Source organism: uncultured Paenibacillus sp. (assembly GCF_963515335.1).
Classification (GTDB): domain Bacteria; phylum Bacillota; class Bacilli; order Paenibacillales; family Paenibacillaceae; genus Paenibacillus_I.
This window is the reverse complement of the sequence record NZ_CAUPYC010000016.1, coordinates 1-24463: the sequence shown is the minus strand read 5'-3', so window position 1 is coordinate 24463 and position 24463 is coordinate 1. Positions and strand designations below refer to the sequence as shown.

21 protein-coding genes are annotated in these 24463 nt (G+C 61.5%); 19 read left to right on the top strand and 2 right to left on the bottom strand.

Going from position 1 to position 24463, the window contains the following annotated elements:
• Positions 1-99: 99 nt before the first annotated feature.
• Together metH and rnz are read left to right on the top strand one after the other, a co-directional pair.
• A complete protein-coding gene (metH, locus tag RWM61_RS07840) occupies positions 100-3537 on the top strand; it encodes a methionine synthase (RefSeq protein ID WP_313999323.1) in 3438 nt (1145 codons plus the stop codon).
• A gap of 98 nt (positions 3538-3635) precedes the next feature.
• On the top strand, positions 3636-4580 hold the full coding sequence (gene rnz, locus RWM61_RS07835) for a ribonuclease Z (RefSeq protein ID WP_313999236.1): 945 nt from the start codon (positions 3636-3638) through the stop codon (positions 4578-4580).
• A gap of 89 nt (positions 4581-4669) precedes the next feature.
• Here rnz and tlp read toward each other — a convergent pair whose 3' ends face one another.
• Positions 4670-4897 (bottom strand): small acid-soluble spore protein Tlp, encoded by a 228-nt coding sequence (tlp, locus tag RWM61_RS07830; protein ID WP_313999320.1) that lies wholly within the window; start codon positions 4895-4897, stop codon positions 4670-4672.
• A 194-nt stretch (positions 4898-5091) separates the two neighbouring features.
• Between tlp and RWM61_RS07825 the strand changes: the two genes are divergently transcribed.
• From RWM61_RS07825 to RWM61_RS07745, 17 genes are all read left to right on the top strand, one after another.
• The gene (locus RWM61_RS07825; protein ID WP_313999234.1) at positions 5092-7377 is read left to right on the top strand and encodes a DEAD/DEAH box helicase; all 2286 of its coding nucleotides are present in this window, start codon (positions 5092-5094) and stop codon (positions 7375-7377) included.
• Positions 7374-8711, top strand: a complete 1338-nt coding sequence (locus tag RWM61_RS07820; protein WP_313999232.1) for a ribonuclease H-like domain-containing protein — start codon at positions 7374-7376, stop codon at positions 8709-8711. Before RWM61_RS07825 ends, RWM61_RS07820 begins: the two co-directional genes overlap by 4 nt.
• Positions 8708-9796 (top strand): Gfo/Idh/MocA family oxidoreductase, encoded by a 1089-nt coding sequence (locus RWM61_RS07815; RefSeq protein WP_313999230.1) that lies wholly within the window; start codon positions 8708-8710, stop codon positions 9794-9796. The genes RWM61_RS07820 and RWM61_RS07815 overlap by 4 nt, the downstream gene beginning before the upstream one ends.
• Positions 9797-9828: 32 nt before the next feature.
• Complete coding sequence (locus RWM61_RS07810; protein ID WP_313999228.1) at positions 9829-10626, top strand: TIGR01457 family HAD-type hydrolase; 798 nt, start codon at positions 9829-9831, stop codon at positions 10624-10626.
• 92 nt (positions 10627-10718) lie between these two features.
• Entirely contained in the window at positions 10719-11534 is an 816-nt protein-coding gene (locus tag RWM61_RS07805; protein WP_313999226.1) for a DNA-formamidopyrimidine glycosylase family protein, read from the top strand.
• Positions 11535-11539: 5 nt separating this feature from the next.
• Positions 11540-12391 carry a deoxyribonuclease IV gene (locus RWM61_RS07800; protein ID WP_313999224.1) on the top strand — a complete coding sequence of 284 codons (852 nt, stop codon included), beginning with the start codon at positions 11540-11542 and terminating at the stop codon, positions 12389-12391.
• Entirely contained in the window at positions 12388-12729 is a 342-nt protein-coding gene (locus tag RWM61_RS07795; protein WP_313999222.1) for a cyclic-phosphate processing receiver domain-containing protein, read from the top strand. The genes RWM61_RS07800 and RWM61_RS07795 overlap by 4 nt, the downstream gene beginning before the upstream one ends.
• Positions 12730-12782: 53 nt before the next feature.
• Positions 12783-13565: an ATP-binding cassette domain-containing protein gene (locus RWM61_RS07790; RefSeq protein WP_313999220.1), complete on the top strand. Its 783-nt coding sequence runs from the start codon at positions 12783-12785 to the stop codon at positions 13563-13565.
• The gene (locus RWM61_RS07785) at positions 13565-14581 is read left to right on the top strand and encodes an SAM-dependent methyltransferase (RefSeq protein ID WP_313999217.1); all 1017 of its coding nucleotides are present in this window, start codon (positions 13565-13567) and stop codon (positions 14579-14581) included. Before RWM61_RS07790 ends, RWM61_RS07785 begins: the two co-directional genes overlap by 1 nt.
• A gap of 119 nt (positions 14582-14700) precedes the next feature.
• Positions 14701-16392 (top strand): serine/threonine-protein kinase, encoded by a 1692-nt coding sequence (locus RWM61_RS07780; protein ID WP_313999215.1) that lies wholly within the window; start codon positions 14701-14703, stop codon positions 16390-16392.
• A gap of 87 nt (positions 16393-16479) precedes the next feature.
• Positions 16480-18036 carry an ABC-F family ATP-binding cassette domain-containing protein gene (locus RWM61_RS07775; RefSeq protein ID WP_313999213.1) on the top strand — a complete coding sequence of 519 codons (1557 nt, stop codon included), beginning with the start codon at positions 16480-16482 and terminating at the stop codon, positions 18034-18036.
• Positions 18037-18081: 45 nt separating this feature from the next.
• The gene (gene chrA, locus RWM61_RS07770; protein WP_399538167.1) at positions 18082-19257 is read left to right on the top strand and encodes a chromate efflux transporter; all 1176 of its coding nucleotides are present in this window, start codon (positions 18082-18084) and stop codon (positions 19255-19257) included.
• A 129-nt stretch (positions 19258-19386) separates the two neighbouring features.
• A complete protein-coding gene (locus RWM61_RS07765; protein WP_313999209.1) occupies positions 19387-20085 on the top strand; it encodes a response regulator transcription factor in 699 nt (232 codons plus the stop codon).
• Positions 20082-21449 (top strand): HAMP domain-containing histidine kinase, encoded by a 1368-nt coding sequence (locus RWM61_RS07760; RefSeq protein WP_313999207.1) that lies wholly within the window; start codon positions 20082-20084, stop codon positions 21447-21449. Before RWM61_RS07765 ends, RWM61_RS07760 begins: the two co-directional genes overlap by 4 nt.
• Before the next feature lie 116 nt (positions 21450-21565).
• Positions 21566-22234: a GNAT family N-acetyltransferase gene (locus tag RWM61_RS07755; RefSeq protein ID WP_313999205.1), complete on the top strand. Its 669-nt coding sequence runs from the start codon at positions 21566-21568 to the stop codon at positions 22232-22234.
• Between the two features lie 42 nt (positions 22235-22276).
• Positions 22277-22945: a GNAT family N-acetyltransferase gene (locus tag RWM61_RS07750; protein WP_313999318.1), complete on the top strand. Its 669-nt coding sequence runs from the start codon at positions 22277-22279 to the stop codon at positions 22943-22945.
• An 11-nt stretch (positions 22946-22956) separates the two neighbouring features.
• Positions 22957-23754: an MBL fold metallo-hydrolase gene (locus RWM61_RS07745; RefSeq protein ID WP_313999203.1), complete on the top strand. Its 798-nt coding sequence runs from the start codon at positions 22957-22959 to the stop codon at positions 23752-23754.
• 117 nt (positions 23755-23871) lie between these two features.
• On the opposite strand, the gene RWM61_RS07740 is transcribed toward RWM61_RS07745, so the two are convergent.
• Positions 23872-24321 (bottom strand): PH domain-containing protein, encoded by a 450-nt coding sequence (locus RWM61_RS07740; protein ID WP_313999315.1) that lies wholly within the window; start codon positions 24319-24321, stop codon positions 23872-23874.
• Between the last annotated feature and the right edge of the window lie 142 nt (positions 24322-24463).

The following is a 24463-nucleotide window of genomic DNA, read 5'->3' as shown; positions in this document are numbered from 1 at the left end:
CGTGGAACTGTCGACCGAACACGGCTCAACACGGCTTTTCAGGGCCGCGCGATTCTGGTAGACTAAGGGTTAACGATTTTTGCGGAAAGGTGCCTGATGATGACGAAACCGAGCTTGCAAGATTTACTGAAACAGCGCATCCTCATTCTGGACGGCGCGATGGGTACGATGCTCCAGCAGGAGGATTTGACCGCGGACGACTTCGGCGGGGAGGAGCTGGACGGCTGCAACGAAATGCTTGTCCTGACCCGCCCCGACGTTATACGAAAAATACACGAGCTCTACTTCGAGGCCGGCGCCGATATCGTCGAGACGAACACGTTCGGCGCAACGAGCGTCGTTCTTGCCGAATACGACATTCCCGAGAAAGCGCGGGAGATCAACCTGGCGGCGGCGAAGCTGGCCCGTGAGGCGGCCGACAAGTATTCGGCGCCGGACAATCCCCGCTACGTAGCCGGCGCATTGGGGCCGACGACCAAAACGCTGTCCGTCACAGGCGGCGTCACTTTCGACCAGTTGGTTGAGAGCTACTATGAGCAGGCGCTGGCGCTCATTGAAGGCGGCGTCGACGCGCTGCTTCTCGAGACGTCGCAGGATACGCTGAACGTCAAGGCGGGAAGCATCGGCGTCCGCAAGGCGATGGACGAGCTGGGCATACAGCTTCCGATCATGATTTCCGGCACGATCGAGCCGATGGGCACGACGCTGGCGGGACAAAATATCGAGTCCTTCTACATTTCGCTGGAGCATCTGAATCCGATATCCGTTGGGTTGAACTGCGCGACCGGCCCGGAATTCATGCGCGACCATATCCGTACGCTGTCCCAGATCGCGCACACGGCGGTCAGCTGTTATCCGAACGCCGGCCTGCCGGACGAGAACGGGCAATATCACGAATCGCCGGAATCGCTTGCCCGCAAAATCGCCGGCTTCGCCGATCAGGGCTGGATCAACATTGCCGGCGGCTGCTGCGGCACGACGCCCGCTCACATTCGCGCGCTGGCCGAAACGCTGCGGCAATATGCACCGCGCCCTCAAGAGGGCAGCCATCCGCCTGCCGTATCGGGCATTGAAACCGTCTATATCGAGCCTGAGAACCGGCCGATCATGGTCGGCGAGCGGACGAACATTTCCGGTTCCCGTAAATTCAAGCGGCTGATCAAGGAGGAGAAGTTCGAGGAAGCGTCGGAGATCGCGCGCGCGCAGGTGAAGAACGGGGCGCATGTGATCGACATCAACCTGCAGGATACGGACATCGACGAAGCGTACGCGATGGAGAACTTTCTAAAGCTGGTCGTCAACAAGGTCAAGGTGCCGCTCATGATCGACTCCACGTACGATCATATCATTGAGCTCGGACTTAAATATTCGCAGGGCAAGGCGATCATCAACTCGATCAATCTGGAGGACGGCGAAACGAAGTTCGAGAATATCGTTCCGCTCATCCACCGCTACGGCGCGGCCGTCGTCTGCATTCTGATCGACGAGCGCGGACAGGCCGTTTCACGCGAGGCGAAGATGGAGGTCGCGACGCGGGCGTATGAGCTGCTCACAGGCAAATACGGGCTGAAGCCGCACGACATCATTTTCGACCCGAACATGTTCCCGGTCGGCTCCGGCGATCCGCAGTACATTGGCTCTGCTGTGGAAACGATCGAAGGCATCCGGATGATCAAGGAGAAATATCCGGAATGCAAAACGATTCTCGGGCTCAGCAACATATCGTTCGGTCTGCCCGATGCCGGCCGCGAGGTGCTGAATTCCGTGTACCTGTACCACTGCACGAAGGCCGGCCTTGACTACGCGATCGTAAACACGGAGAAGCTTGAGCGATACGCCTCCATACCGGAGCACGAGCGCCAGCTCGCCGAGCGCCTGATTTACCATACGAATGACGAGACGCTCGCCGAATTCGTCGCCGCTTTCCGTGACAAGAAAGTGGACAAGAAGGAAAAGGTATCGAACCTGACGCTGGAGGAGCGGCTTGCGTCCTACGTCGTGGAAGGAACGAAGGAAGGTCTGATCCCGGATCTCGACGAGGCGCTGACAAAATACTCGCCGCTTGAGGTCATTAACGGGCCGCTCATGGCGGGCATGGAAGAGGTCGGCCGGCTGTTCAACGGCAACGAGCTGATCGTGGCCGAGGTGCTGCAAAGCGCGGAGGTGATGAAAGCATCGGTAGCGCATCTGGAGCAATTTATGGAGAAGTCGGAGTCCTCGGTCAAAGGGAAAATCATTCTGGCGACTGTCAAAGGCGACGTGCACGATATCGGCAAAAACCTCGTCGAGATCATCCTGTCGAATAACGGGTATAAGATCATAAACCTGGGCATCAAGGTGCCGCCCGAGCAGTTGATTGAAGCGTACCGCAACGAAAAAGCGGATGCGATCGGCTTGTCAGGCCTGCTCGTCAAATCGGCCCAGCAAATGGTCGTGACGGCGCAGGATTTGCGCACCGCCGGAATCGAAGCCCCGATCCTTGTGGGCGGCGCGGCGCTGACCCGCAAATTCACGAAAACCCGCATCAGTCCGGAGTACGACGGATTGGTTCTTTATGCGAAGGACGCGATGGACGGTCTCGATATCGCGAACAAGCTGATGGATCCGAACCATCGCGCGCGCATGCTCGAAGAGCTGCAAGTATTGAAGGCGTCCGGCTATGAGGAAGAGGAGGCGAAGCCGCTTCCGACGCTGACGAGGGCGGTCCGCTCCAATATTTCGACCGATGCGGCGGTGTATATCCCGCCGGATACGGAGCGTCACGTGCTGCGCGACATACCGCTCGGACACATTCTCCCTTATGTAAATATGCAAATGCTGCTGGGTCATCATCTCGGCGTGCGCGGCAAGGTCGAAGAGCTGCTGGCCGCCGGCGATCCGAAGACGGTGCAGCTGAAGGAGACGGTCGACGGTCTGCTGCAGGAGGCGGCCGCTCAAGGCACGCTCCATGCCCATGCGATGTACCGGTTTTATCCGGCGCAAGGCGACGGCAACGACATCGTCATTTACGATCCGAACGATCACGCCAAGGAGATTAAGCGGTTTTCCTTCCCCCGCCAGCAGGTCGAGCCGTACTTGTGCCTTGCCGATTATTTGAAGCCGGTCGAGAGCGGCGTCATGGATTATGTCGGATTCCTGGTCGTTACCGCCGGTCAAGGCGTCCGCGAACGCGCGAACGAAATGAAGGACCGCGGCGACTATCTGCGCTCGCATGCGCTGCAGGCGGTGGCGCTCGAGGTGGCGGAAGGCTTGGCGGAACGGGTCCATCATATGATGCGCGACGTTTGGGGGTTCCCGGATCCGCACGACATGACGATGAAGCAGCGGCTCGGAGCCAGGTACCAGGGCATCCGCGTATCGTTCGGCTACCCGGCGTGTCCGAATCTGGAAGATCAGGAGCCGTTGTTCGATTTGATGAAGCCCGAGGATATCGGGGTTCATTTGACGGACGGGTTCATGATGGAGCCGGAAGCATCGGTATCGGCGATGGTCTTCGCCCATCCGGAGGCCAATTATTTTAACGTGGACAAGGCTTAAACCATGGTTAAGACTCCGTTTCCGAAATGGGAACGGAGTTTTTCATCCGTTTAATCCGCCGGGTATTGGCGGATGCTACACATCGGAGGTGAGGACCTTTGGAGCTCACGTTCTTGGGAACGGGCGCGGGACGGCCGCTGCCCGGACGCAATGTGACGTCGGTCGCGCTGCGTCTGCCGCCCGGATGCGGCGGCGGCTATTGGCTGTTCGATTGCGGGGAAGGGACCCAGCATCAGATGATGCGGACACCGGTGAAGCTGAGCAAGCTAGAGCGCATATTCATTACTCACCTGCACGGCGATCATACATTCGGTTTACCCGGGCTGCTCAGCAGCCGGGCGTTTGCGGGCGGCACTTCGCCGGTCTGGCTGTACGGTCCGCCGGGGCTGCGCGAATGGATCGAGACGAGCCTTCGGATCACGGAGACGCGGCTGGAGTATGAGCTTCACCTGGCCGAAATCGAGCGGGAAGGCATGGTCTATGAGGACGAGCGCATTCGGGTCATCGCGGCTGAGATGGCGCATCGAACCGCATGCTTCGGTTTCCGGATCGAGGAAAAAGCGGCTTTCGGCAAGCTGGATGCGGCGAAGCTCCAGGCTTTCGGCGTGCCGAACGGGCCGCTCGCCGGCAAGCTGAAGTCGGGGGAGGACGTCACGCTCCCGGACGGCCGGATCGTTCGCTCGAAGGATGTGGTAGGCCCCCCTGTCGAGGGAAGGGTTATAACCATACTCGGCGACACGTCGCCGTGCGATAATGCGGTGAGGCTGGCGAAGCGGGCGGACGTCGTGGTGCATGAGGCGACGTTCGCGGCCGAGCTGGAGGAGAAAGCGCTTGAATACGGTCATTGCACGACCGTTCAGGCGGCGGAAACGGCGCGGAAGGCCGGAGCCAAGCGGCTGCTGCTGACGCATTTCAGCACCCGCTACCGCGATGACGACCTGCAGCGCCTTGCCGAAGAAGCGAAGGCTGTCTTCCGGGAATCGTTTGCCGTTCACGATCTGCTCGAGGTGCGCATTCCGAAACCTAATGAGCATGAAGGATAGAGGGCCGGCCGCAAAAAAAGCAACCCCGCAGTGCTCGCTCACGCGCAGAGCTGCAGGGGTTGCTTTGTCCGTTTGCGGCGAAGAAGCGATTAGGATTGATGATCGTAGCGGGCCTCGTCCTTGATTTCCGAACGGAAGCCGCGGATGCTCTCGCGGCGGTTTTCGTTTTTCTCCTCGATCCGGCTCCGTTCCGTGGAACCGATCTCGTCGGCATGCTCGCTCAAATAATCCTCCGCTTCGTTCAGGTTCTCGATCGTATTTTGTACCGCATCCTGCAAGTGCTCGACATTATCCGAACGGTCGTCCGGTTTGGCCACGGTGATCACGCCTTTCATCGGGTATGGTCTCATGCGAGAGCGGCTGCGCAGTGCGGTGCGCTCCGCTTGATAGGATGCGGAGAGCCGGCTTGTGTTATGCATTTGCTTCAAATAGGATTGCAGGGCGAACATGCATTCTGTACAATGGAACGTAACGATGGAAATCGGAGACTTGCAACGGGGAGAGAACGGACATGAACCGATGGACGGGAAAAACGTCGAGCCTGGAAGAATGGCTGGAGCTGCTGCGGAAACAGCCGGAGATCATGGCCAACGTGACGCACTGGCATACGATTCCGCCGCGGGAGGCGCGGACGGCGCCTTTGCCGGCCGATCTGCATCCGAGCCTGGCCGAAGCGCTTCGCTCCAGAGGGATCGAACGGCTGTTCACGCACCAGCGGGACGCCTACCGGGCCGTGCGGGAAGGACGGAACATTGTGGCCGTCACGCCGACGGCTTCCGGCAAAACGATGTGCTATAACCTGCCCGTGCTGCAGTCGCTGCTCGAGAACGGCAGCGGCCGGGCTTTATATATGTTTCCCACCAAGGCGCTGGCGCAGGACCAGGTAGCCGAGCTGCAGCAATTGGCCGACATTATGGGCGTCGATATCAAGACGCATACGTATGACGGGGATACGCCTCCGACCGTCCGGCAGGCGATCCGCAACGCCGGGCATATCGTCGTCACAAATCCGGACATGCTGCATTCGGCGATTCTGCCGCATCACACCAAATGGGTCAAGCTGTTCGAGAACGTGAAATATATCGTATTGGACGAGCTGCACGCCTATCGCGGCGTATTCGGCAGCCATGTGGCGAACGTCATCCGCCGGCTGAAGCGCATATGCCGGTTCTACGGCTCGAACCCGCAGTTCATCTGCGCCTCGGCCACGATCGACAACCCGGGAGAGCATGCGCAGCGGCTCGTCGGCGAACCGGTCACGGTAATCGACGACAACGGCGCGCCGATGGGCGAGAAGCATTTCATCTTCTATAATCCGCCGGTCGTGAACCGGCAGCTCGGCATCCGCCGCAGCAGCGTGCTGGAAACGCAGCGGCTCGCCTCCATGCTGCTGAAGCAGGGCGTGCAGACGATCGTGTTCGCCCGCAGCCGCGTGCGAGTCGAGCTGCTGCTTACTTATTTGCAGGATCTGGTGAAGCGGGAGCTCGGCACCCAATCGATCCGCGGCTACCGGGGCGGCTACCTGCCGAAGCTGAGGCGCGAAATCGAACGCAGGCTGCGCAGCGGCGAAATCCGCGGCGTCGTCAGCACGAATGCACTCGAGCTCGGCATCGACATCGGCCAGCTGCAGGCCTGTGTCCTGAACGGCTATCCCGGCACCGTAGCGAGCACCTGGCAGCAGTCGGGGCGCGCCGGCCGGCGGCAAGGAAGCTCGGTGACGTTCATGGTCGCCAGCAGCAACCCGCTCGACCAGTACATCATCCAGAATCCGGATTTTTTCTTTACCCGGCCTCCGGAGCGGGCGCTGATTCATCCCGACAACCTGCTGATCCTGATCGATCATATCAAATGCGCGGCCTACGAGCTGCCGTTCGAGGGGAACGAAACGTTCGGCGGAGAGCCGCTCCGCGACATGCTGGAGTTTCTGGTCGAGGAGAAGGTGCTGCACCATGTGAAGGACAGGTGGTACTGGATGGAGCAATCTTTTCCGGCCCACGGCATCTCGCTTCGCTCCGCGGCGCAGGAGAACTTCGTCATCATCGACACGACCGAAGGCGCCCGCGTGCTCGGCGAGGTCGACCGCTTCAGCGCGCCGACCCTCCTTCACGAGGAGGCGATCTACATCCACGAAGGCGTGCAGTATCAGGTCGAGAAGCTCGATTACCCGGAGAAAAAGGCGTACGTCCGCGAGGTCGACGTCGACTACTTCACCGACGCCAATCTGGCGGTCGAGCTGAAGGTGCTGCATGTGGACAAGGAGCGCGTCGAAGGCGACATCGTACGGCAGTACGGCGAGGTTACGGTGAGCGCAAAGGCGACCATTTTCAAAAAAATCCGGCTCCGCACGCACGAGAACATCGGCTCCGGCCCGATCCATCTGCCGGAGGAGGAGCTGCATTCGAGCGCCTACTGGTTCTCCTTCAGCGAGGAGGCGGCCGCGCGGCGCAGTTCCAACGACATGCAGCACGCGCTGCTCGGCATCGCCAACGTGCTCGTTCATATCGCCCCGATCTATCTGATGTGCGACCCGTTCGACATTCGCGTCTATCCGCAGGTCAAGGCGATTCATACGAAGCGGCCGACGATTTATTTTTACGATCGGTATCCCGGCGGGATCGGCCTGAGCGAACGGCTGTACGAGGTGCATGACGAGCTGCTGCGGCGCGCGAAGGAACTGATCCGCTCCTGCGGCTGCCTGAGCGGCTGCCCGGCATGCGTCGGTCCGATCGATGAGGTCGGCTTGCTCGGCAAGACGCAAGCGCTGCAGCTGCTCGAGGAAACGGGAGGCGCGCGATGAGCGGCATTCGCGAGCGGATGAACCTGCTGCGCGGGCGTCCGTCTTCGGAGCCGCAGCCTGTCGCTGATGACGCCGTGTTGGAAGCGTTGCGGCCCGGCCCGGAGGAGCCTGCGCCGGACGTCAATTCACACGGCTCGAACGGGGAAGAGATCGCTGAGCCGGCGTGCGGCTGGACCGGCATGGACGTGCGGACGCACAGCAACGAATGGGGCGATTTCCTGCTGCGCCGCATCGAGTACGGGCTGGAACACCGCCATGGCGACCATAGACTGGCGGAGCTGATCGAGGCCGCTCCCGCGCTGTCGGCTTTTCATCCGGCGCAGGCTGACCGACCGGCTGTCGAACGATTGCTGTTCCTCGACCTGGAGACGACCGGCCTCGGCGTCGGAACGGGCAATGTGCCGTTCATGACCGGCCTCGGCTACGCGGATGGGGACCGGTTCGTCATCGAGCAGGCGCTCATCCGCCATCCCGCCGAGGAGCGGGCGATGCTGCGGCATGTGCTGGGGAAGCTTGGGGAACGGCCTTATCTCGTCACTTACAATGGCCGCGCCTTCGATTGGCCGCTGCTGGCCGGGCGGTATATCATGAACGGCATGGGACGGATGGCGGCGGATCCGCTGCATCTCGATTTTCTGCATCCGTCCCGGAGCATTTGGCGGAACACGCTCACCTCCTGCCGGCTCAGCCATGTCGAGGAGGAGCGGCTGGGCATCAACCGGAAGGACGATGTGCCGGGCTCGCTGGCGCCGGCGATCTATTTTCAGTTTTTGGCGGACGGCCGTCCCGAGCCAATGGAGGGCGTGTTCAGGCATAACGAGGACGATATGCTGGCGCTCGCTTGCCTCGCCATCCGCTTCGGTCTGCTGCTCGGCGGCGCTCTGGGCGGCCCGCGGCTGCCTTATCCGACGGAGCCGGAGGAGCTGCTTCGCACCGGCTTGTGGCTGGAGCGGATGGGGGAGGCCGCGGAGGCCGAAGCGCTGTTCGAGCGGCTGTCCGGTCTGGAGCCCGACGCATCGTGGTGTATGCCGCTGGCCGCGCGCGACAAGAAATGTGGAAATTGGGAGCGGGCTGTGCTATTGTGGCAGAAGGCCGCCCGTGCGTCAGAAAGATCGCCGTTCGCCTCGGGCGAGGCGCATATCGAGCTGGCGATTTATTACGAGCACCGGGCCAAAGATTACGGAACCGCGCTGCTCCACGCGGAGCGCGCGATGGAGCTTGCCCTTGCGCGGACAGGCCTGTACCGGAACGACCCCAAAAGGCGCGCCGCGGCGGATGCCATCCGCAAACGGACGGAGCGTCTAAAGAAGAAAGCCGGGAGGAAAACGATATGAAAACAGTCCGTTTCGCCGTAATCGGCTTCGGAAACATAGCCAAAACCCATATGACGGCCCTGCGGGCGATGCCGGTCATCAAACGGCTGCCTGTCGTGCCGGTATTGGATACGCTCGTCACACGGTCGCCGGACAAGCATGCGGAGCAGGCGGCAGCGATCGGCTTCCGCTCCGTTGTCGCCTCGCCTGAGGAAGCCGCAGCCGCGGGCGGCATCGACGCCTTCGACGTATGCACGCCGAACGCCAGACATCCGGAGGATGTGGCCGCCGCGGTGTCGGCGGGAGCGGCCGTATACTGCGAGAAGCCGCTGTCGGACACCTATGAACGCTCGCAAGCGCTCGTCTCGAACGCCGCGGAGCATCCCCGGCTTATTACGCAGCTGGCCTTCACGTTTCGTTATCATCCGGCCGTCATGCGCATTAAAGGCTTGCTCGAGTCCGGTACCGTCGGCGATCTGCTGCAGTGCAATATTTCGTACCGGAGGTCGGGATATTTGAATCCGGAACGCCCGGTCAGCTGGCGGCTGGAAAGCGGCATGTCCGGAGGCGGCGCGATCAGCGATCTCGGCGTGCATGTGCTCGATCTGATCCGGCATTGGTTCGGCGAGCTCGCGGCGGCCGGCGGTCAGACGAATACATATGTGAAGAGACGGAAGGACGCCGCCGGACAAGGGTGGACGGAGACCGACGTCGACGATTGGGCGTGCATCGGCTATACGACCGAATCCGGGGTGAAGGGCATGCTGGAGGTGTCGCGCATCGCCTTCGGCGCGGACGCGTTCGAGATCCGAATTGTCGGCTCCAAAGGCAGCATCGTTTGCGACCTGGAACGGCAAGCCGTGCCGGCGGTGCATGTGCTTGCGGGCAGCGTGCCGGCGGTGCCGTCGCCTGCATCCCTTGCGCTGCTGCCGGATGAGAAGACGACGATGGGCTTCGCGGTAGACTCCCATTTCGGCGCGCTCCATCATTTTTTGCTCAGGCTTGCGGATGAAGACAGGTACCCTTCGCTGGCTCCTTCCCTGGAAGACGGCCTGAAGACGGAATACTGGATTGATCGAATACTGGGTAAGGATAAATTGGCGTAAACGATACGGACGAAAGAGGAAGGAAGCTTCCCATGACTGAACCGAAAGGGCTTCTGATCGATCTGGACGGAACCCTCTATCACGGCGACCGGATGATCGACGGAGCCGATCGATTGATTGCGCTTCTTCGCCGGCTCGGAAGGCCGTATTTGTTCGTGACGAACAACTCCTCGGCCACGCCGGAAGCGGTCGCCGCCCGGCTCGAGGGAATGGGCATCCCGGCCGAGCCCGGGGAGGTGTGCACCAGCGCGCAGGCCGCCGCCGCTTATATCGCCGGATCCAAGCCGGACGCCCGCGTTTTCGTGATCGGCGAGGCGGGCTTGCTGGAAGCGGTGAGGGGGGCCGGCTTGCGGGAGGTTGAAGAGCACGCGGACTTCGTGCTGCAAGGCATAGACAGGCAGTTCACCTACGCGCGGGCGGCGCGGGCGGTGAGCCAGATACTGGAGGGGGCCCGGTTCGTCATGACGAATCCGGATTTGCTGCTTCCTTCCGACCACGGCCTCATACCGGGAGCCGGCTCGATCGGAGCCATGCTGCGCGCCGCATCGGGCGCGGAGCCGACCGTCATCGGCAAGCCGTCCGCCATTCTGATGGATTTTGCGCTCAAGCGGCTCGGTCGCAGCGCCTCGGAGACGCTCGTGGTCGGCGACAATCTGGCGACCGACATTGCAGCCGGCGCCTGCGCCGGCTGCGAAACGGTGCTCGTTCTGACCGGCTTGACGAACGACGCCAATTACGAGACGCTTCGCTTGGCCGCCGGCGTCACCCCCGACCGCACGCACCGCGACCTGCACGCCTTAATGGCCGAATTGAGCGGCGCCGGCGGATAGATATAGGCGGCGCCCTTGTGTTAATGGACGGCGGCGCCCCGGGTCATGCTAGAAAATAGAATGGACAGCTTAGGCGAAAAGAGGTTGATCCCATGCCGGAATGGCCGGAAATGGAGAATTACCGCGGTTTGCTGGCCGAGCGAATCGCGGGCGCGCGGATAACGGGCGCAGAAGTGACGAGAGAGAAATCGATCAACGTGCCGGCCGACCGTTTCGAGGCCGAATTAACCGGACAGACGGTATGGTTCGTCGAGCACCGGGGCAAGCATCTGATTTTTCATTTGGATAACGGGAAAAGGCTGCTGCTGCATCTGATGCTGGGCGGCTTGCTCGCGTTCGGCACCGATGAAGAGGCGCCGGACCGGAGCGTGCAGGTCACGATCCGTTTTGCGCATGGAAATCTGTACTTTATGGGACTGCGGCTCGGCTATTTGCATCTGCTCAGCGCCAAGGAAACGATCGCCCGGCTTGCCAAGCTCGGACCCGAGCCCTTCGATAAGCGGCTTACCGCGAAGGCGTTCCGCGCAAGATTCGCAGGGAAGCGCGGCAAGCTTAAGCCGTCGTTCGTCGATCAGGCGGTGATTGCCGGCATCGGAAACTGCTACGCGGATGAAATCGCGTTCCAGGCCGGCGTACGGCCGACGGCCTCTGTCCCGTCCATCAGCGACGAAACGTGGCGTAAGCTGTACGACGCGATGCATACGGTGCTGAACCGCGCAACCGCGCTCGGCGGTTATATGGAAATGCCTCTCGTGGAAGGCGATACGTTGACGGGCGGCTACAACGAGCACTGCCTCGTTTACGATCGCGGCGGCGAGCCTTGCCTGCGCTGCGGCGCTCCGATCGTCAAGGAAGAGCTTTCGTCGCGCAAAATCTTTTATTGCCCGAATTGCCAGCGGGAGGAGTGAGGCCGGTGCGGATCGGCAGCCATGTCAGCATCCGCCGGGGGTTTCGCGAAGCGGCGGCGCATGCGCGGTCGCTCGGCGGCGGCGCTTATCAATATTTTCCGAAAAACCCGAGGTCGCTCGGCGTCAAAGCGTTCGACCGCCGGGATGCGCTGCGCTGCGCCGATTATTGCCGCGAGCACGACCTGGCTTCGATTGCGCACTCGCCTTATCCGGTCAATCTTGCCGCGGAGGACGAGGCGCAAAGAGAAAGAACCGCCGCTTCGCTGCAGAACGATCTGGATATCGCCGATGCGTGCGGATCGCTGGGCGTCGTCGTGCACTTCGGCATTTACAAAGGCCGCGACGTGCTGCAAGGATACCGGAACATCATACAGTGTCTGGACCGTGTCCTGTCGCAATGGGAAGGGGCGGCGAAGCTGCTGATCGAGAATCAGGCGGGCGATCACGCGTTTATGGGCACCTCGTTCGAGGAGCTCGTCAATATCCGTTCACTCAGCCGCCACCCGGATAAAATCGGGTTTTGCCTCGATACGTGCCATCTGTTCGCAAGCGGCGTCTGGAACGGCCCGAACGGCGAGGAATGGGCCGCCAAAGCGAGGTCGCTCGGTTATTTCGACGCATTGACCGCCGTCCACGCCAACGATTCCGTTTACGCCAGCGGCTTGAAACGTGACCGGCACGCCGCGGTCGGGCAGGGGGAGATCGGCGAGGCCGGATTCCGCTGGCTGCTTTCCGTTCCCGAAATCCGCGCCGTGCCGCTGGTGCTGGAGACGCCGGAGACGGCGAACGCTTCGCACGCGGAGCAAATTCGGCTGTTGGCCGAATGGGCCGATGCCGATAAGGAGGGAAACCGATGATTCACGTTTATTTGGACGATTACCGGCCTTGTCCCCGCGGCTTCGTCCTCGCTTCGACGGTGGAGGAATGCAAGCTGCTGGTCGATTCGGAGGAAATCGATGTGCTGTCGCTGGACTACGATCTCGGCTGGGGCCAGCCGGCAGGCATCGAGGCGGTCCGGCATATCGTGGCGGCGAACCGGTTTCCCCGCCGCATTTATTTGCATACATCGAGCCCGGCCGGACGGCAGCAAATGTATGCGCTTCTTATGGCGCACGCGCCTGCCGATGTGCAGCTGTACAACGGCCCGATGCCGGATACGCTGCTGCGTGACCTGGCCGAGGCTGATCAAGGCTGACGAGAGGCGGAGGACTGAAAGCTCATTCATCGCACAGGTCTGGGGGGTTCATAGTGATCGCATTAAACGGCATTACCTGGCGGCGGGACGATCGCGATATTTTGCAGGGGATCGATCTGCATATCCGCCAAGGCGAGCATTGGGTCATTCTGGGACGGAACGGCTCGGGCAAAACGACGCTGCTCGAAATGATTACCGGCTACCAGTTTCCGACTTCCGGCACGGTCGACGTGCTTGGCCACCGGTACGGAAGAGTCGACGTGCGCGAGGTGCGCAAAAAAATCGGCTATATCAGCCAATCGATGGTGGAAAAGCTGACGCTCGCCGATCCGGTGTGGGAGATCGTCGCAACCGGCGAATACGCGTTTCTCCGGTTCTATCAGGCGATTGATCCGGCCGTAATCGCGAAGGCGCGCGGTATGCTGGCCAATATGGGACTCGGCGGGCTTGCCGACCAGCCGTTCGGCGTCCTGTCGCAGGGCGAGCGGAAAAAAGTTCTCTTGGCCCGGGCGCTGATGGCGGAGCCGGAGCTGCTTATTATGGACGAGCCGTGCGCGGGCCTTGACCTGTATGAGCGGGAGAAGCTGCTTGCGGAGCTGAACCGTCTCGGCGGCGGCCGGATGACGATTCTGTACGTGACGCACCATATCGAGGAAATTGTGCCGCTGTTCACCCACGTCGCGCTGGTTCACAACGGCAGGATCGCGGCGGCCGGTCCGAAGCGGGACGTGTTGACCGGCGGCATTCTGGGCGGCGCCTATGAGCTTCCGGTTGAGGTCGATTGGGTTCACGAGCGTCCCTGGATTCGCGTGGCGGCCACGGGAGCGGGCTCCTGATGCGCTGGGTATGCACGGCCAACCGCGGGTTCGCGAACCTGGCGATGGAGGAGCTGAGGCGGATGTTCCCGGAAGCCGCCTTTCAGCAGTTGGCCGCCGGGGAAGTGTTTGCCGCGGATATTCCGTCGGAGCGTCACGAGGTGCTGGAGTCGATCTCCGGGAAGGAGCCGATTTTTCTTCGCCACATTCAACCGGCGGATCGCGCGCTGCCTGTGGCGGGCAACGTGGATGACCTGAGCGCCCTTTCCGATACGATCCGTTACGTGGGCTACACGTTCGACGGCAAAAGGACGGCGGTCCATGTGCGCCGCTCGGAAGGCACCCGGTTCCCTTATTCCGTCTCGGATACGAAAGCGGTGCTGGACGCCGTCCTGGCCGAGATCGGCGGCGAGCCCGCCATGCAGGAGCCGGAGGTCATTTTGTCGGTGTATGCCGCTGCCGGGGAACTGCTGGTCGGCTGGGGGACGCCGCGGGAGATGCTTTCCGATTGGCCCGGCGGCGCGGTGCGGTTCCAGCGGGAGGAAGGCCAAATTTCCCGCGCCAAATTCAAGCTGCTCGAAGCGGAACGGACATTCGGCCTGCGTTTATCGGCTTTTCGTGAAGCGCTCGACGTCGGCGCCGCCCCGGGAGGCTGGACATCGCTGCTGCTCGAGCGGGGACTGGCCGTAACCGCCGTCGATCCGGCCGAGCTGCATCCGTCATTGACGGACCATCCGAAGCTCACCTACCTGAAAAAGAACGCGGGAGACGTCCGTTTCGAGCGGGGGACGTTCGATCTGCTCGTATGCGACATGAGCTGGAGTCCGATGCTCATGGTCAAGCTGATCATGGAGCTTCGCGATGCGCTGCAGCCGGGCGCGACGGCGGTCATCACCGTGAAGCTGATGCACCGCAAGCCGCTGCAGACGATCCGCGACGTCGTGGACAAGCTGGCGGGCGCGTTCGAGCTGCGCAAGGCGAAACAATTGTTTCACAATCGGGATGAAATTACGTTATACTTGACGAAACGAGCATAGGCAGAAGGCGGTCGGGAAAGCATCCCGGTTCGGCGCGCGAGGGCGCCGGACCGGGATTTTTTGTTTGCGGGGTCCCGCCGTCCGCCTGCCGACGCAAGACCGAAAGGAATGATCGACGAATGACGGAAGATGAGAAGCAACCGGACCGGATCGACGCCCTTGTGCCGGGACAGCTGATCGAAGGACGCTATGAGATAGGCCGGCGTCTCGGACAAGGGGGAATGGGCAGCGTATACTGGGCGGCCGACCGCAAGCTCGGCGGCAAGCCTCGGGCGCTCAAGCTGCTGAGGCTGCGGCCCGGTGACCTTCATGCCGCCGAAGCCGAGGCGGCGATGCTGATGCGTTTAAACCACCCGCGGCTGCCCCAATTGATCGATTATATTCCCGCCGTTCCGGATCAGCCGGCCATGCTGGTGACCGATTTCGCCGAAGGGGAAAATCTGTCCGATTATTTCGAGCGCCGCGGCAGACGGCTCCCGGTTCGGGAGGTGATCGATATCGGCGTTCAGCTGTGCGGCGCGCTCGCTTATTTGCACGCGCAATCGCCGCCGGTCGTTCACCGGGACCTAAAGCCGTCTAACGTGATGATCGATCGCACCGGATTCGTGCGCCTGATCGATTTCGGGATCGCGAGGCTTGTCAGAGCCGGGGCCGATTCCGACACGCAGCTGCTCGGCACGCCCGGATTCGCGGCCCCCGAGCAAGCGGGAGAGGCCGGCCAAAGCGACCCGCGAAGCGATATTTACGCATTGGGGGCGCTGCTTCGGTATCTGTTAAGCGGCGGCGAACCTGCGTCCGCCGCAGCGGCCGCCGATCACCCGGCCGCCGGATTGCCCGCGGCGCTTCCGCCGGGACTTAAGCAAGCGGTCGCTTCCATGCTGCAGCGGGATCCCGCCCGCAGGCCCGCTGAGGCCGGGGAAGCCGAACGGCTGCTTGCCTTGGCGGCAATAGAGGCCGGTGCCGGGGAGAACAAGCGCGGAAAACCGGTGCCGCCGGAAGGCCGCATTTCCAACGGGCAGGGAAATCCCGCGGCAGCTGCGACGGTGATAGCGGTCGCTTCATTCACGCCGGGAGCGGGCGGCACGTTCGCGTCCGTTACGCTGGCCAAACTGCTGGAGCGCGCCGGGACGCCGGTCGTGCTGCTGGAGCATCCGCTCCTTGAACCGGAGCTGTTCGTTCTGCTCGGAGGAAACCGGGCGTTCGCCCGGCAGTCCGAGGCGGGCAAAGGCCCGGCCCCCGTCAAGCCGCTCGACGGCCGATTTGCCGCCTGGCGCGACCGCAACTTGCTCATTCAGGCGCTCTATCCTCTTGCCGAAGAGAAGCCGCTCGCCGCAACGGACGGCAATGACAGCGTTCTGCTGACGCCGGACGCCGTTAAGCAAGGACTCGGACAATGCCTGAGCGGCCGGCAAGCGGCGGAGCGGGCAATCGTCATCGCCGATATGTCCGCCCACTGGATGCACGCGGCTGCCGCCTCGTGGCTTGCCGGAAGCGATCTGCTGCTGATGGCCGCCGATCCCGAGCCTTCCAAGTGGACCCAAGCCCGTTTGGCCGGTTGGCGGGATATTGCCGAACAAAGGGAAAGCGCGGGATTGCCGTATGTTTGGGCGGCCAACAAGGTTGCGGCGTTCAAGGGAAGGGACGATTGGCTGCGGATGTTCCCGCACAGGCCCGCGGCGCTTGTTCCGCTGCTTCCCTTCGGAGAATGGAGGACCCTGCTGTGGCGCGGCCGCTGGGCGACGGACCATCCGGCCTGGCGCGCGTCGCTCGACCGCTCGCTCGCGCCCGTTTTTCGCCGAATTTTCAACTAAACGGACGAATTTTTTCGGCACATATGGTACAATGTTGTGCGGCGGCGAAGTCCGCCCGAACACACGAGAAGGATTGGAGCCGGAGAAATGAGTTTATTAACGGTTGAGGAGCTTTCGCATAATTTTGGAGATCGGACGTTGTTCAAGAACGTTTCGTTCCGGCTGCTGGCAGGCGAGCATGTGGGCCTGGTCGGCGCGAACGGCGCGGGAAAGTCGACGCTGATGAATATATTGACGGGCAAACAGCTGAAGGATAACGGCAAGGTGGAGTGGACACCGAAGGTGCGGTACGGTTATTTGGACCAGCATACGAAGCTGACGCCGGGCCAGACGATTCGCGACGTGCTGAAGGACGCTTTCCTGCCGCTGCTCGAGCTGGAGCAGGAAATGAACGACATCGCCATGCAGATGGCCGATGCCGATCCCGATACGCTTGAGCAGCTGCTGGAGCGGATGGGCGAGATCCAGGAAGCGCTGGAAATCGGCGATTTCTACCTGATCGACGTGAAGGTGGAGGAGATGGCCAACGGCCTCGGCCTGAATGCGATCGGGCTCGAACGCGACGTCGCCGCGCTGAGCGGGGGCCAGCGCACGAAGGTGCTGCTAGCCAAGCTGCTTCTCGAGAAGCCGACGGTCCTGCTGCTTGACGAGCCGACGAACTATCTGGATGAAGAGCATATCGCCTGGCTGACGAACTATTTGAAAAATTATCCGTACGCCTTCGTCCTCATCTCGCACGATACCGGATTCATGAACGACGTCGTCGACGTCATTTACCATCTCGAGTTCGCGAAGCTGACCCGCTATTCCGCGAACTACGAGAAGTTTCTGCAGATGGCGGATATGAACAAGACGCAGCATATCGACGCTTACGAGAAGCAGCAGGAATTCATCAAGAAGCAGGAGGACTTCATCCAGCGGAACAAAGCCCGGTATTCGACGTCCGGCCGCGCGAAGAGCCGCGAGAAGCAGCTCGACCGGCTGGAGCGGATCGACCGGCCGGAGGAAGCGCAGAAGCCGACGTTCCGCTTCAAGGAAGCGCGCACGAGCGGCAAGACGGTATTCGAGGCCAAAGGCCTCGTCATCGGCTACGACCGGCCGCTGCTGCCGGCCATGGACGTGCTGATCGAGCGCAACGACAAAATCGCCGTCGTCGGCATGAACGGCGTAGGCAAGTCCACGCTGCTCAAGACGGTGCTCGGCAAAATCCAGCCGCTCGACGGCACGACGTATCGCGGCGATTATTTGCATCCGGCCTACTTTGAACAGGAAGTGAAGGCGCAGGCGATGACGCCGCTGGACGACGTGTGGAACGAGTTCTCATCGATGAACCAGCATGAGGTGCGCGCCGCGCTGGCCAGATGCGGACTCAAGAACGAGCATATCACCCGCAACCTGAACCAGCTGAGCGGCGGCGAGCAGGCCAAGGTGCGGCTGTGCAAGCTAATGCTGCGCGAGAGCAACTGGATTCTGTTCGACGAGCCGACGAACCATCTGGACGTCGTGGCGAAGGCGGAGCTGAGGCGCGCGCTGCAGGAGTACAAAGGCACGATTCTCCTCGTCTCGCACGAACCGGATTTTTACGAAGATTGGGTGACGAAAATCTGGGACGTCGAGTCCTGGTCGATGCAAAGCGGAAGGTGACGGCGGGTGGGCGGAGTTAAATCCGGCGGAATATGGGACGTTTTTATGACGGCGCTGAAGTTGGGGCTTACCTCATTCGGCGGACCCGTCGCGCATGTCGGCTATTTTCGGCAGGAGTATGTGATGCGGAAAAAGTGGCTCGACGATCGGACGTTTGCCGATCTGACGGCATTATGTCAATTTTTGCCGGGGCCTGCCAGCAGCCAGCTCGGCATGGCGATCGGCATGCGCCGGGCAGGCATCGTCGGCGCGCTGGCCGGCTGGCTCGGCTTTACGCTGCCGTCGGCGCTGCTGATGGCGCTGTTCGCCATTTGGCTTGGAGCGGCGGGCGCCGATGTCGGCGACGCCGGCTGGCTGCACGGCTTGAAGCTGGTCGCCGTCGCGGTCGTCGCGCAGGCGGTCTGGAGCATGGGCCGCACGCTCGCGCCCGACCGGCCGCGGGCCGCGCTGGCGTTCGCCGCAGCCTGCTGGGCGGTACTCGTGCCGGGACCGGCAGGCCAGCTTGTCCCGCTTGTTCTGTGTGCGCTGGCCGGCCTCGCGCTTCTGAAGCCTGTCGTCGCGGAGGAAGAGAAGCCGTCGCCGGACGAACGCCAACCGCTCAAGCGCCGGACGGCGCTGGCCTTGTTCGCCGTTTTCCTGGCGCTGCTCGCCCTTCTTCCCGCGGCGGCGCGGCAATACCCCGATTCGACGGCTCTGGCGCTCGCCGACAGCCATTACCGCGCGGGCTCGCTCGTCTTCGGCGGCGGACATGTCGTCCTGCCGATGCTGGAAGGCGAGATCGTGGACCGCGGCGTTTCGGGCATTACGGCCGATACGATGATGGCGGGGTATGGGGCGGTTCAGGCGATGCCGGGCCCGCTGTTTTCGATCGCCGCGTTCATCGGCGGCGTTTCCGCGCCGGGCTGGAACGGCGCCCTGCTGGCGGCGCTGGCGTTGACGGCCATTTTCATACCTTCGTTCCTGCTGCTTGCCGGCGCGATGCCGTTCTGGAACGCGTTGCGCGGAGACCGCCGCGTCCGGGGCGCGCTGAACGGCGTGAACGCCGGCGTGGTCGGATTATTGCTGGCCGCCTTGTACGACCCGGTGTGGACCGGAACGGTCCGTACCGCGACGGATTTTGCTTTTGTACTGGGCGTATTTGCCTTCCTTCACTTCTGGAAGCAGCCGCCCTGGCTGGCGGTGGCGCTGTCGGCGCTCATCGGCCGGCTGCTGTGGCCGTAAAAGCTTGTTTGCTTTTGCGGTCTATGTTTTTGTACGATATAAGGTAGTTGTAAGTAACTGAATAAGTTGAAATTTGCGATAGCGTATCGACTATCCGGCCGCTGACAGGTCTTAAGGAGTGGGTACATCATGAACGAGAGACTATTGATCGTCGAAGACGAAGAAGGAATCGCGCGCATCCTCCAATTGGAGCTGGAGCATGAAGGCTACACCGTCGGACGGGCGGAAGACGGCCGGACCGGACTTGAAATGGCCCAGTCGGGCGAGTGGGATCTGGTGCTGCTGGATGTGATGCTTCCCGGGCTGAACGGCATTGAGGTGCTGCGCCGTCTGCGCAGCGCGGGCAGCCCGATTCCGGTCGTTCTGCTGACGGCCCGGGACACGGTGCCCGATAAGGTAAGCGGCTTCGAGACGGGTGCGAACGATTACATTACGAAGCCTTTCGCGATGGAAGAGCTGCTCGCCCGGGTCAGAAACCTGCTGCGCATCTTCCAGCAGGCTTCCAAGGAGACGGAAGGCTCGGACATGCTGCGCGCCGCCGACCTCACGATCGAGCTGCGCTCGCGCAAGGTGTTCCGCAAGGAGCTGGTGATCGAGCTGACGCCGCGCGAGTTCGATCTGCTCGTCTATTTGGCTGAGAACAAAAACCGGGAGAAGACGCGCGAGGAGATTTTGTCCGACGTATGGGGCTACGATTTCATCGGCGAGACGAATCTGGTCGACGTGTACATCCGTTATCTGCGGCAAAAAATCGACCGCGGCTTCCGGTACAAGCTCATTCATACGATTCGCGGCGTCGGATATGTGCTTAAGGAGCCCGACGCATGACGCTTCGCAAACGATTCACGTTTTTCACGATATTCTGGTTGATCTTTATATTGATCCTTTTTAATATTTTCGTCTATTTTTTCGTCATTAAAATTTCGACCGGCAGCGAGGAGCAGCTGCTTCGCAACAAGGTGACCCTGCTGCTCGAGAACGCGAAGGTCAATTCGGCGGCGCGAATGGCCGAACCGGGGCTGCTCAGCGATTATTACAATATCAACGAGGCGATAAGGATCGTGGACGTGCGGGGACGCATCGTCAACGCGGAAGGCTCCGACGAGGATCTCCTGAACAGGCCGATCGCCTTCAGCCGCGTTCACGAGTCGGGCATGACGAATATCGGCGGCATGCGGGTGCTTTATATGAAAGTGCCGCTGTACAGCGGCATGGAAGTGATCGGCATGCTGGAGATCACCCGGAAGCTGACCTTGCTGGACACGTATTTGCAGGTGCTGGTCGCCGCGCTGTCGGTGACGAGCCTCGGCGCCGTCTTTTTCGCGATATTCGGCACGTATTGGTTCACCTCGAAGCTGACCGCGCCGATCCAGACGATGGTGCAGACGATGCGGGAAATCGACCGGAGCGGCAAGCTGCGCAAAATCGAATTGAAAGGCAAGGAAGAATCCGCCGAGCTGCTGCAGCTTATACGCGCGTTCAACCAGATGATCGAACGGCTGGACCGCACGTTTGCGAGCCAGAAGGCGTTCGTCGCCGACGCTTCGCATGAGCTGAAAACGCCGCTTACGGTCATCAGCAGCTACGCCAATATGCTGAAGCGGTGGGGGCGAAACGATTCCACCGTCCGCGACGAGGCGATTGAGGCGATCTCGAAGGAATCGGAACGGCTGCAGAAGCTGATCAAGTCGATGCTGACGCTGGCCGAAGCGGAGCAGGAGGATTGGCTCAGGCTCGAAACCTTCGACGTGATGCAGCTGTCGGACGAGCTGGCGTCGATGCTGCACACGACGTTCCACCGCACGATCCGCGTCCATGCCGATTCTGTCGACGGCAACGGGATCCGGATGACCGCCGACAAGGACAAAATTCGCCAGCTCATGGTCATTCTGATCGATAATGCGATCAAGTACAGCAAAGACCCGATCGATATCACGATCAGCCAGACGCGGAATATGATTCGGATTCTGGTCAAGGATAACGGGATCGGGATTCCCGAGCATGAGATCCCGAACCTTTTCGAGCGTTTCTTCCGTGTGGACGGCGCCCGCAGCCGTGCGACCGGCGGCGTCGGCCTGGGCTTGTCGATCGCGAAGCGGATCGTGGATCTTCACGACGGCCATATCGACGTGTTCAGCAAACCGGACAAAGGAACGACGATCGCGCTGCAATTTCCGAAAAAAAACGGCTGATCCGGCGGAGGGCCGTTTCAGCCGATTCCCATCGAGCGAGAGTCCGCGCGGAAATATGGAAGTCGGAAGCTATTGATCAAGCGACGTGGGCAGGGAGCTGTTCAAGGAGGGATGTTGTGCGCAAAGAACTGTACATATTCAAGGACGGCAAGCCGTTAAAAATGACGATCCGCCGCTACGGGACGTCCGATTTCCGGCAGATGATCGCCATCCAGCAGGAGAGCTTTCCTCCGCCTTTTCCAGCCGAATTGTGGTGGAACGAGGAGCAGCTCGCGGAGCATGTCGTGCGTTTTCCCGAAGGGGCGATCTGCGCGGAGGCGGAAGGGCGGCTGATCGGTTCCATGACCGGGCTGCTGGTTGACGGAATTACGCTCGCCGGCGCCCACAGCTGGGCAGCCGTCACCGATAACGGTTATATCCGCAACCACGATCCGGACGGGGATACGCTTTATGTGGTGGACATCAGCGTCATACCCGCTTTCCGCAAGTCCGGCGTCGGAAAATGGCTGATGCAGACGATGTACGAAACGGTCGTGCATCTCGGACTTCGGCGCCTGCTGGGAGGCGGGCGCATGCCGAATTATCATCTGCACAAGTCGGAGGCTACGCCAGAGCAGTATGTGCGGAAGGTGCTGGAGGGCGAATGGCGCGATCCGGTGATCGGCTTTCTGCTGCGGTGCGGTAGGGTGCCTGTGGGGATTGCAGAAGGCTATTTGAAGGATGAAGAATCCGGTCATTGCGCGGCCGTCATGGAATGGCGCAACCCTTTTTTCGAGGAGCGGTAAGATGAAAGGTCAGGAAAAGGGAGGAGAGGAGCAGCTATGAAGATGGAGTATGTACGTATCCGGTCGATCGACGAGCCTGTTTTTGCCGGCATGCATCGGCTTATGCAGGAGGTGTTTCCTCCTGAGGAAGTGCTGGCTTATGAGCTTTGGGCCGATCCGCTGCGGGACGAGGGCATTCATGTACACGCAGCCGTCCTGGGCGGCGAGGTTGTAGGGGCGACCGAATACCGGTATTTCGACGATATGCGGGTGGCCGTTACCGATTTCACGATCATCGGCAGGGCCGGTCTCGGCATCGGCCGGTTTCTGATGAAGAACCGGGAAGCGGATTTGCAGCGCATGGCCCGTGAGAGCGGGACGCAACCGCTCGGCATGTTCGCCGAAATTTACGATCCGACGGAAACCGATCACGGCTTCGGCGGGGCGACGCCGATGAATCCGATCGTTCGCCGCGAGGTGCTGTCCCATATCGGCTACCGCAAGCTCGACATCGATTATGTGCATCCGTCATGGGACCACGAAGGCAAGGCGGTCACGGAACTGGATCTTTGCTTCCTGTCCGCGGACGAATCGATGGACTCACTGCCGGCCTCTCTCGTCACGGCATATTTGGAGCGGTATTATTCGGCTCTTCCGAACAAGCCGCAAGCATGGCTGACCATGATGGACGGGCTGCGCGGCCGGGATTCGATCGCGCTGCTGCCGATCTGACGGGGTCCGGCATGGCGGCGATAACGTTCTGGGGAACCGGGGACGCGATGGGCGTCCCCCGGGTTTATTGCGGCTGCGCCGTGTGCGAGGAGGCGCGCGGCGGCGGCGTGAACCGCCGGCTTCGCTCGTCCGTTCTGCTTGAGGATGGGGACAGCGGATTGACACTGATCGATTGCGGCCCGGATTGGGGCAGGCAGATGGAAGCGGCGGGGCTGCGGAACGTCGACCGGATGCTGATCACCCATGCCCACTTCGATCACATCGGCGGCTTGGTGGAATGGGCGGATGCCTGCCGCTGGCTCGACCGCAAGGGCGAGGCTTACGCGCCGTCGGAGGTGATCGGGGCGGTGCTCGAACGTTTTCCGTGGCTGGACCGGCATATCGACTTTCGGCCGGCGGACGGGCCGGTGACGATCGGAAGCTGGTCGGTCGCGGCCTGGCGCGTGAACCACGGCAAGAACGGCTACGCTTATGCCTATCGCTTCGTGGAAGCGAACACGGGCTATGCCTGGGCGTACTGCTCCGATTCGATCGGGCTGAACGAGCGGGAAAAAGCGCCCCTGCACGGGTTGGATCTGCTCGTGTTGGGCACGAGCTTCTTTGAAGAGCCTTACGCTTACGAGACAAGATCCGTCTACGACGTGAAGGATGCGCTGGAACTGCTTGGGGAAGTGCAACCGAAGCGGACGGTGTTCACGCATATGTCGCACGACATCGATCTGACCCGCGACTACGTACTTCCGGACGGCGTCCGTTTCGCGGAAACGGGCTTGCGCCTGCCGGTCGGAGGGCGCGGTGAGGCGGAATAACGCCGGAATCCGGCGTTAAAGTGCCTGACGGTGGTCGTTTGAAAAGATTCAACGTAAAAAAGGTTGCTTTCGAGACAAAACGGAAGCAACCCTTTTTGTCTTTGCCGCGGAACTGCTTCAGTCCTTGCGCCGGAGCCAATCGGTCAGCTCCCGGCCGGATTCCTGAGGCATGTGGCGGATGCCGAAGTCGGCTTGGCCCGGTCCCGACGCCAGCGCCACCTTGAAGTTCGTCAGTTTCCTGCGCGTTTGAAAGGGAGAGACGGACGCGCCGTGCCATTGCACCCGCCGTTTCGGGATGAGCGCGAGATGCGAACTGAAGCTGCCGAAGCGGATCGCAAGCTGGTCGTCATCGGCCATCCATGCGGTTTGTTTATACCGCATATACGACCAACCCCCCGCTGCCAAAGGCAGTGCCAGCGCGCTCCAACCGAAGCCGTACGGAATCCAGATCAAACCGGGTATTGCGGCGAGGCCGGCCAGCGCAACCGGAACGGTCAGATAGCCGCCGAGCGAACGGCGGGTCAAGCGATGCAGATCGCCGGGAAGCCGGTAGCCCGGTAGAAACATTGCCAATATTTCGCCCGCTTCCGAGCTTCTGATGATCGGGATAAGCAGCGAAGCCGTCCCCGCGTTGTCCGTCGAACCCGCCGTGACGTATGGTGCTACAAGATGTCAAGACAGTTTTTTAGAATTTTTAAGGTGTGAAATA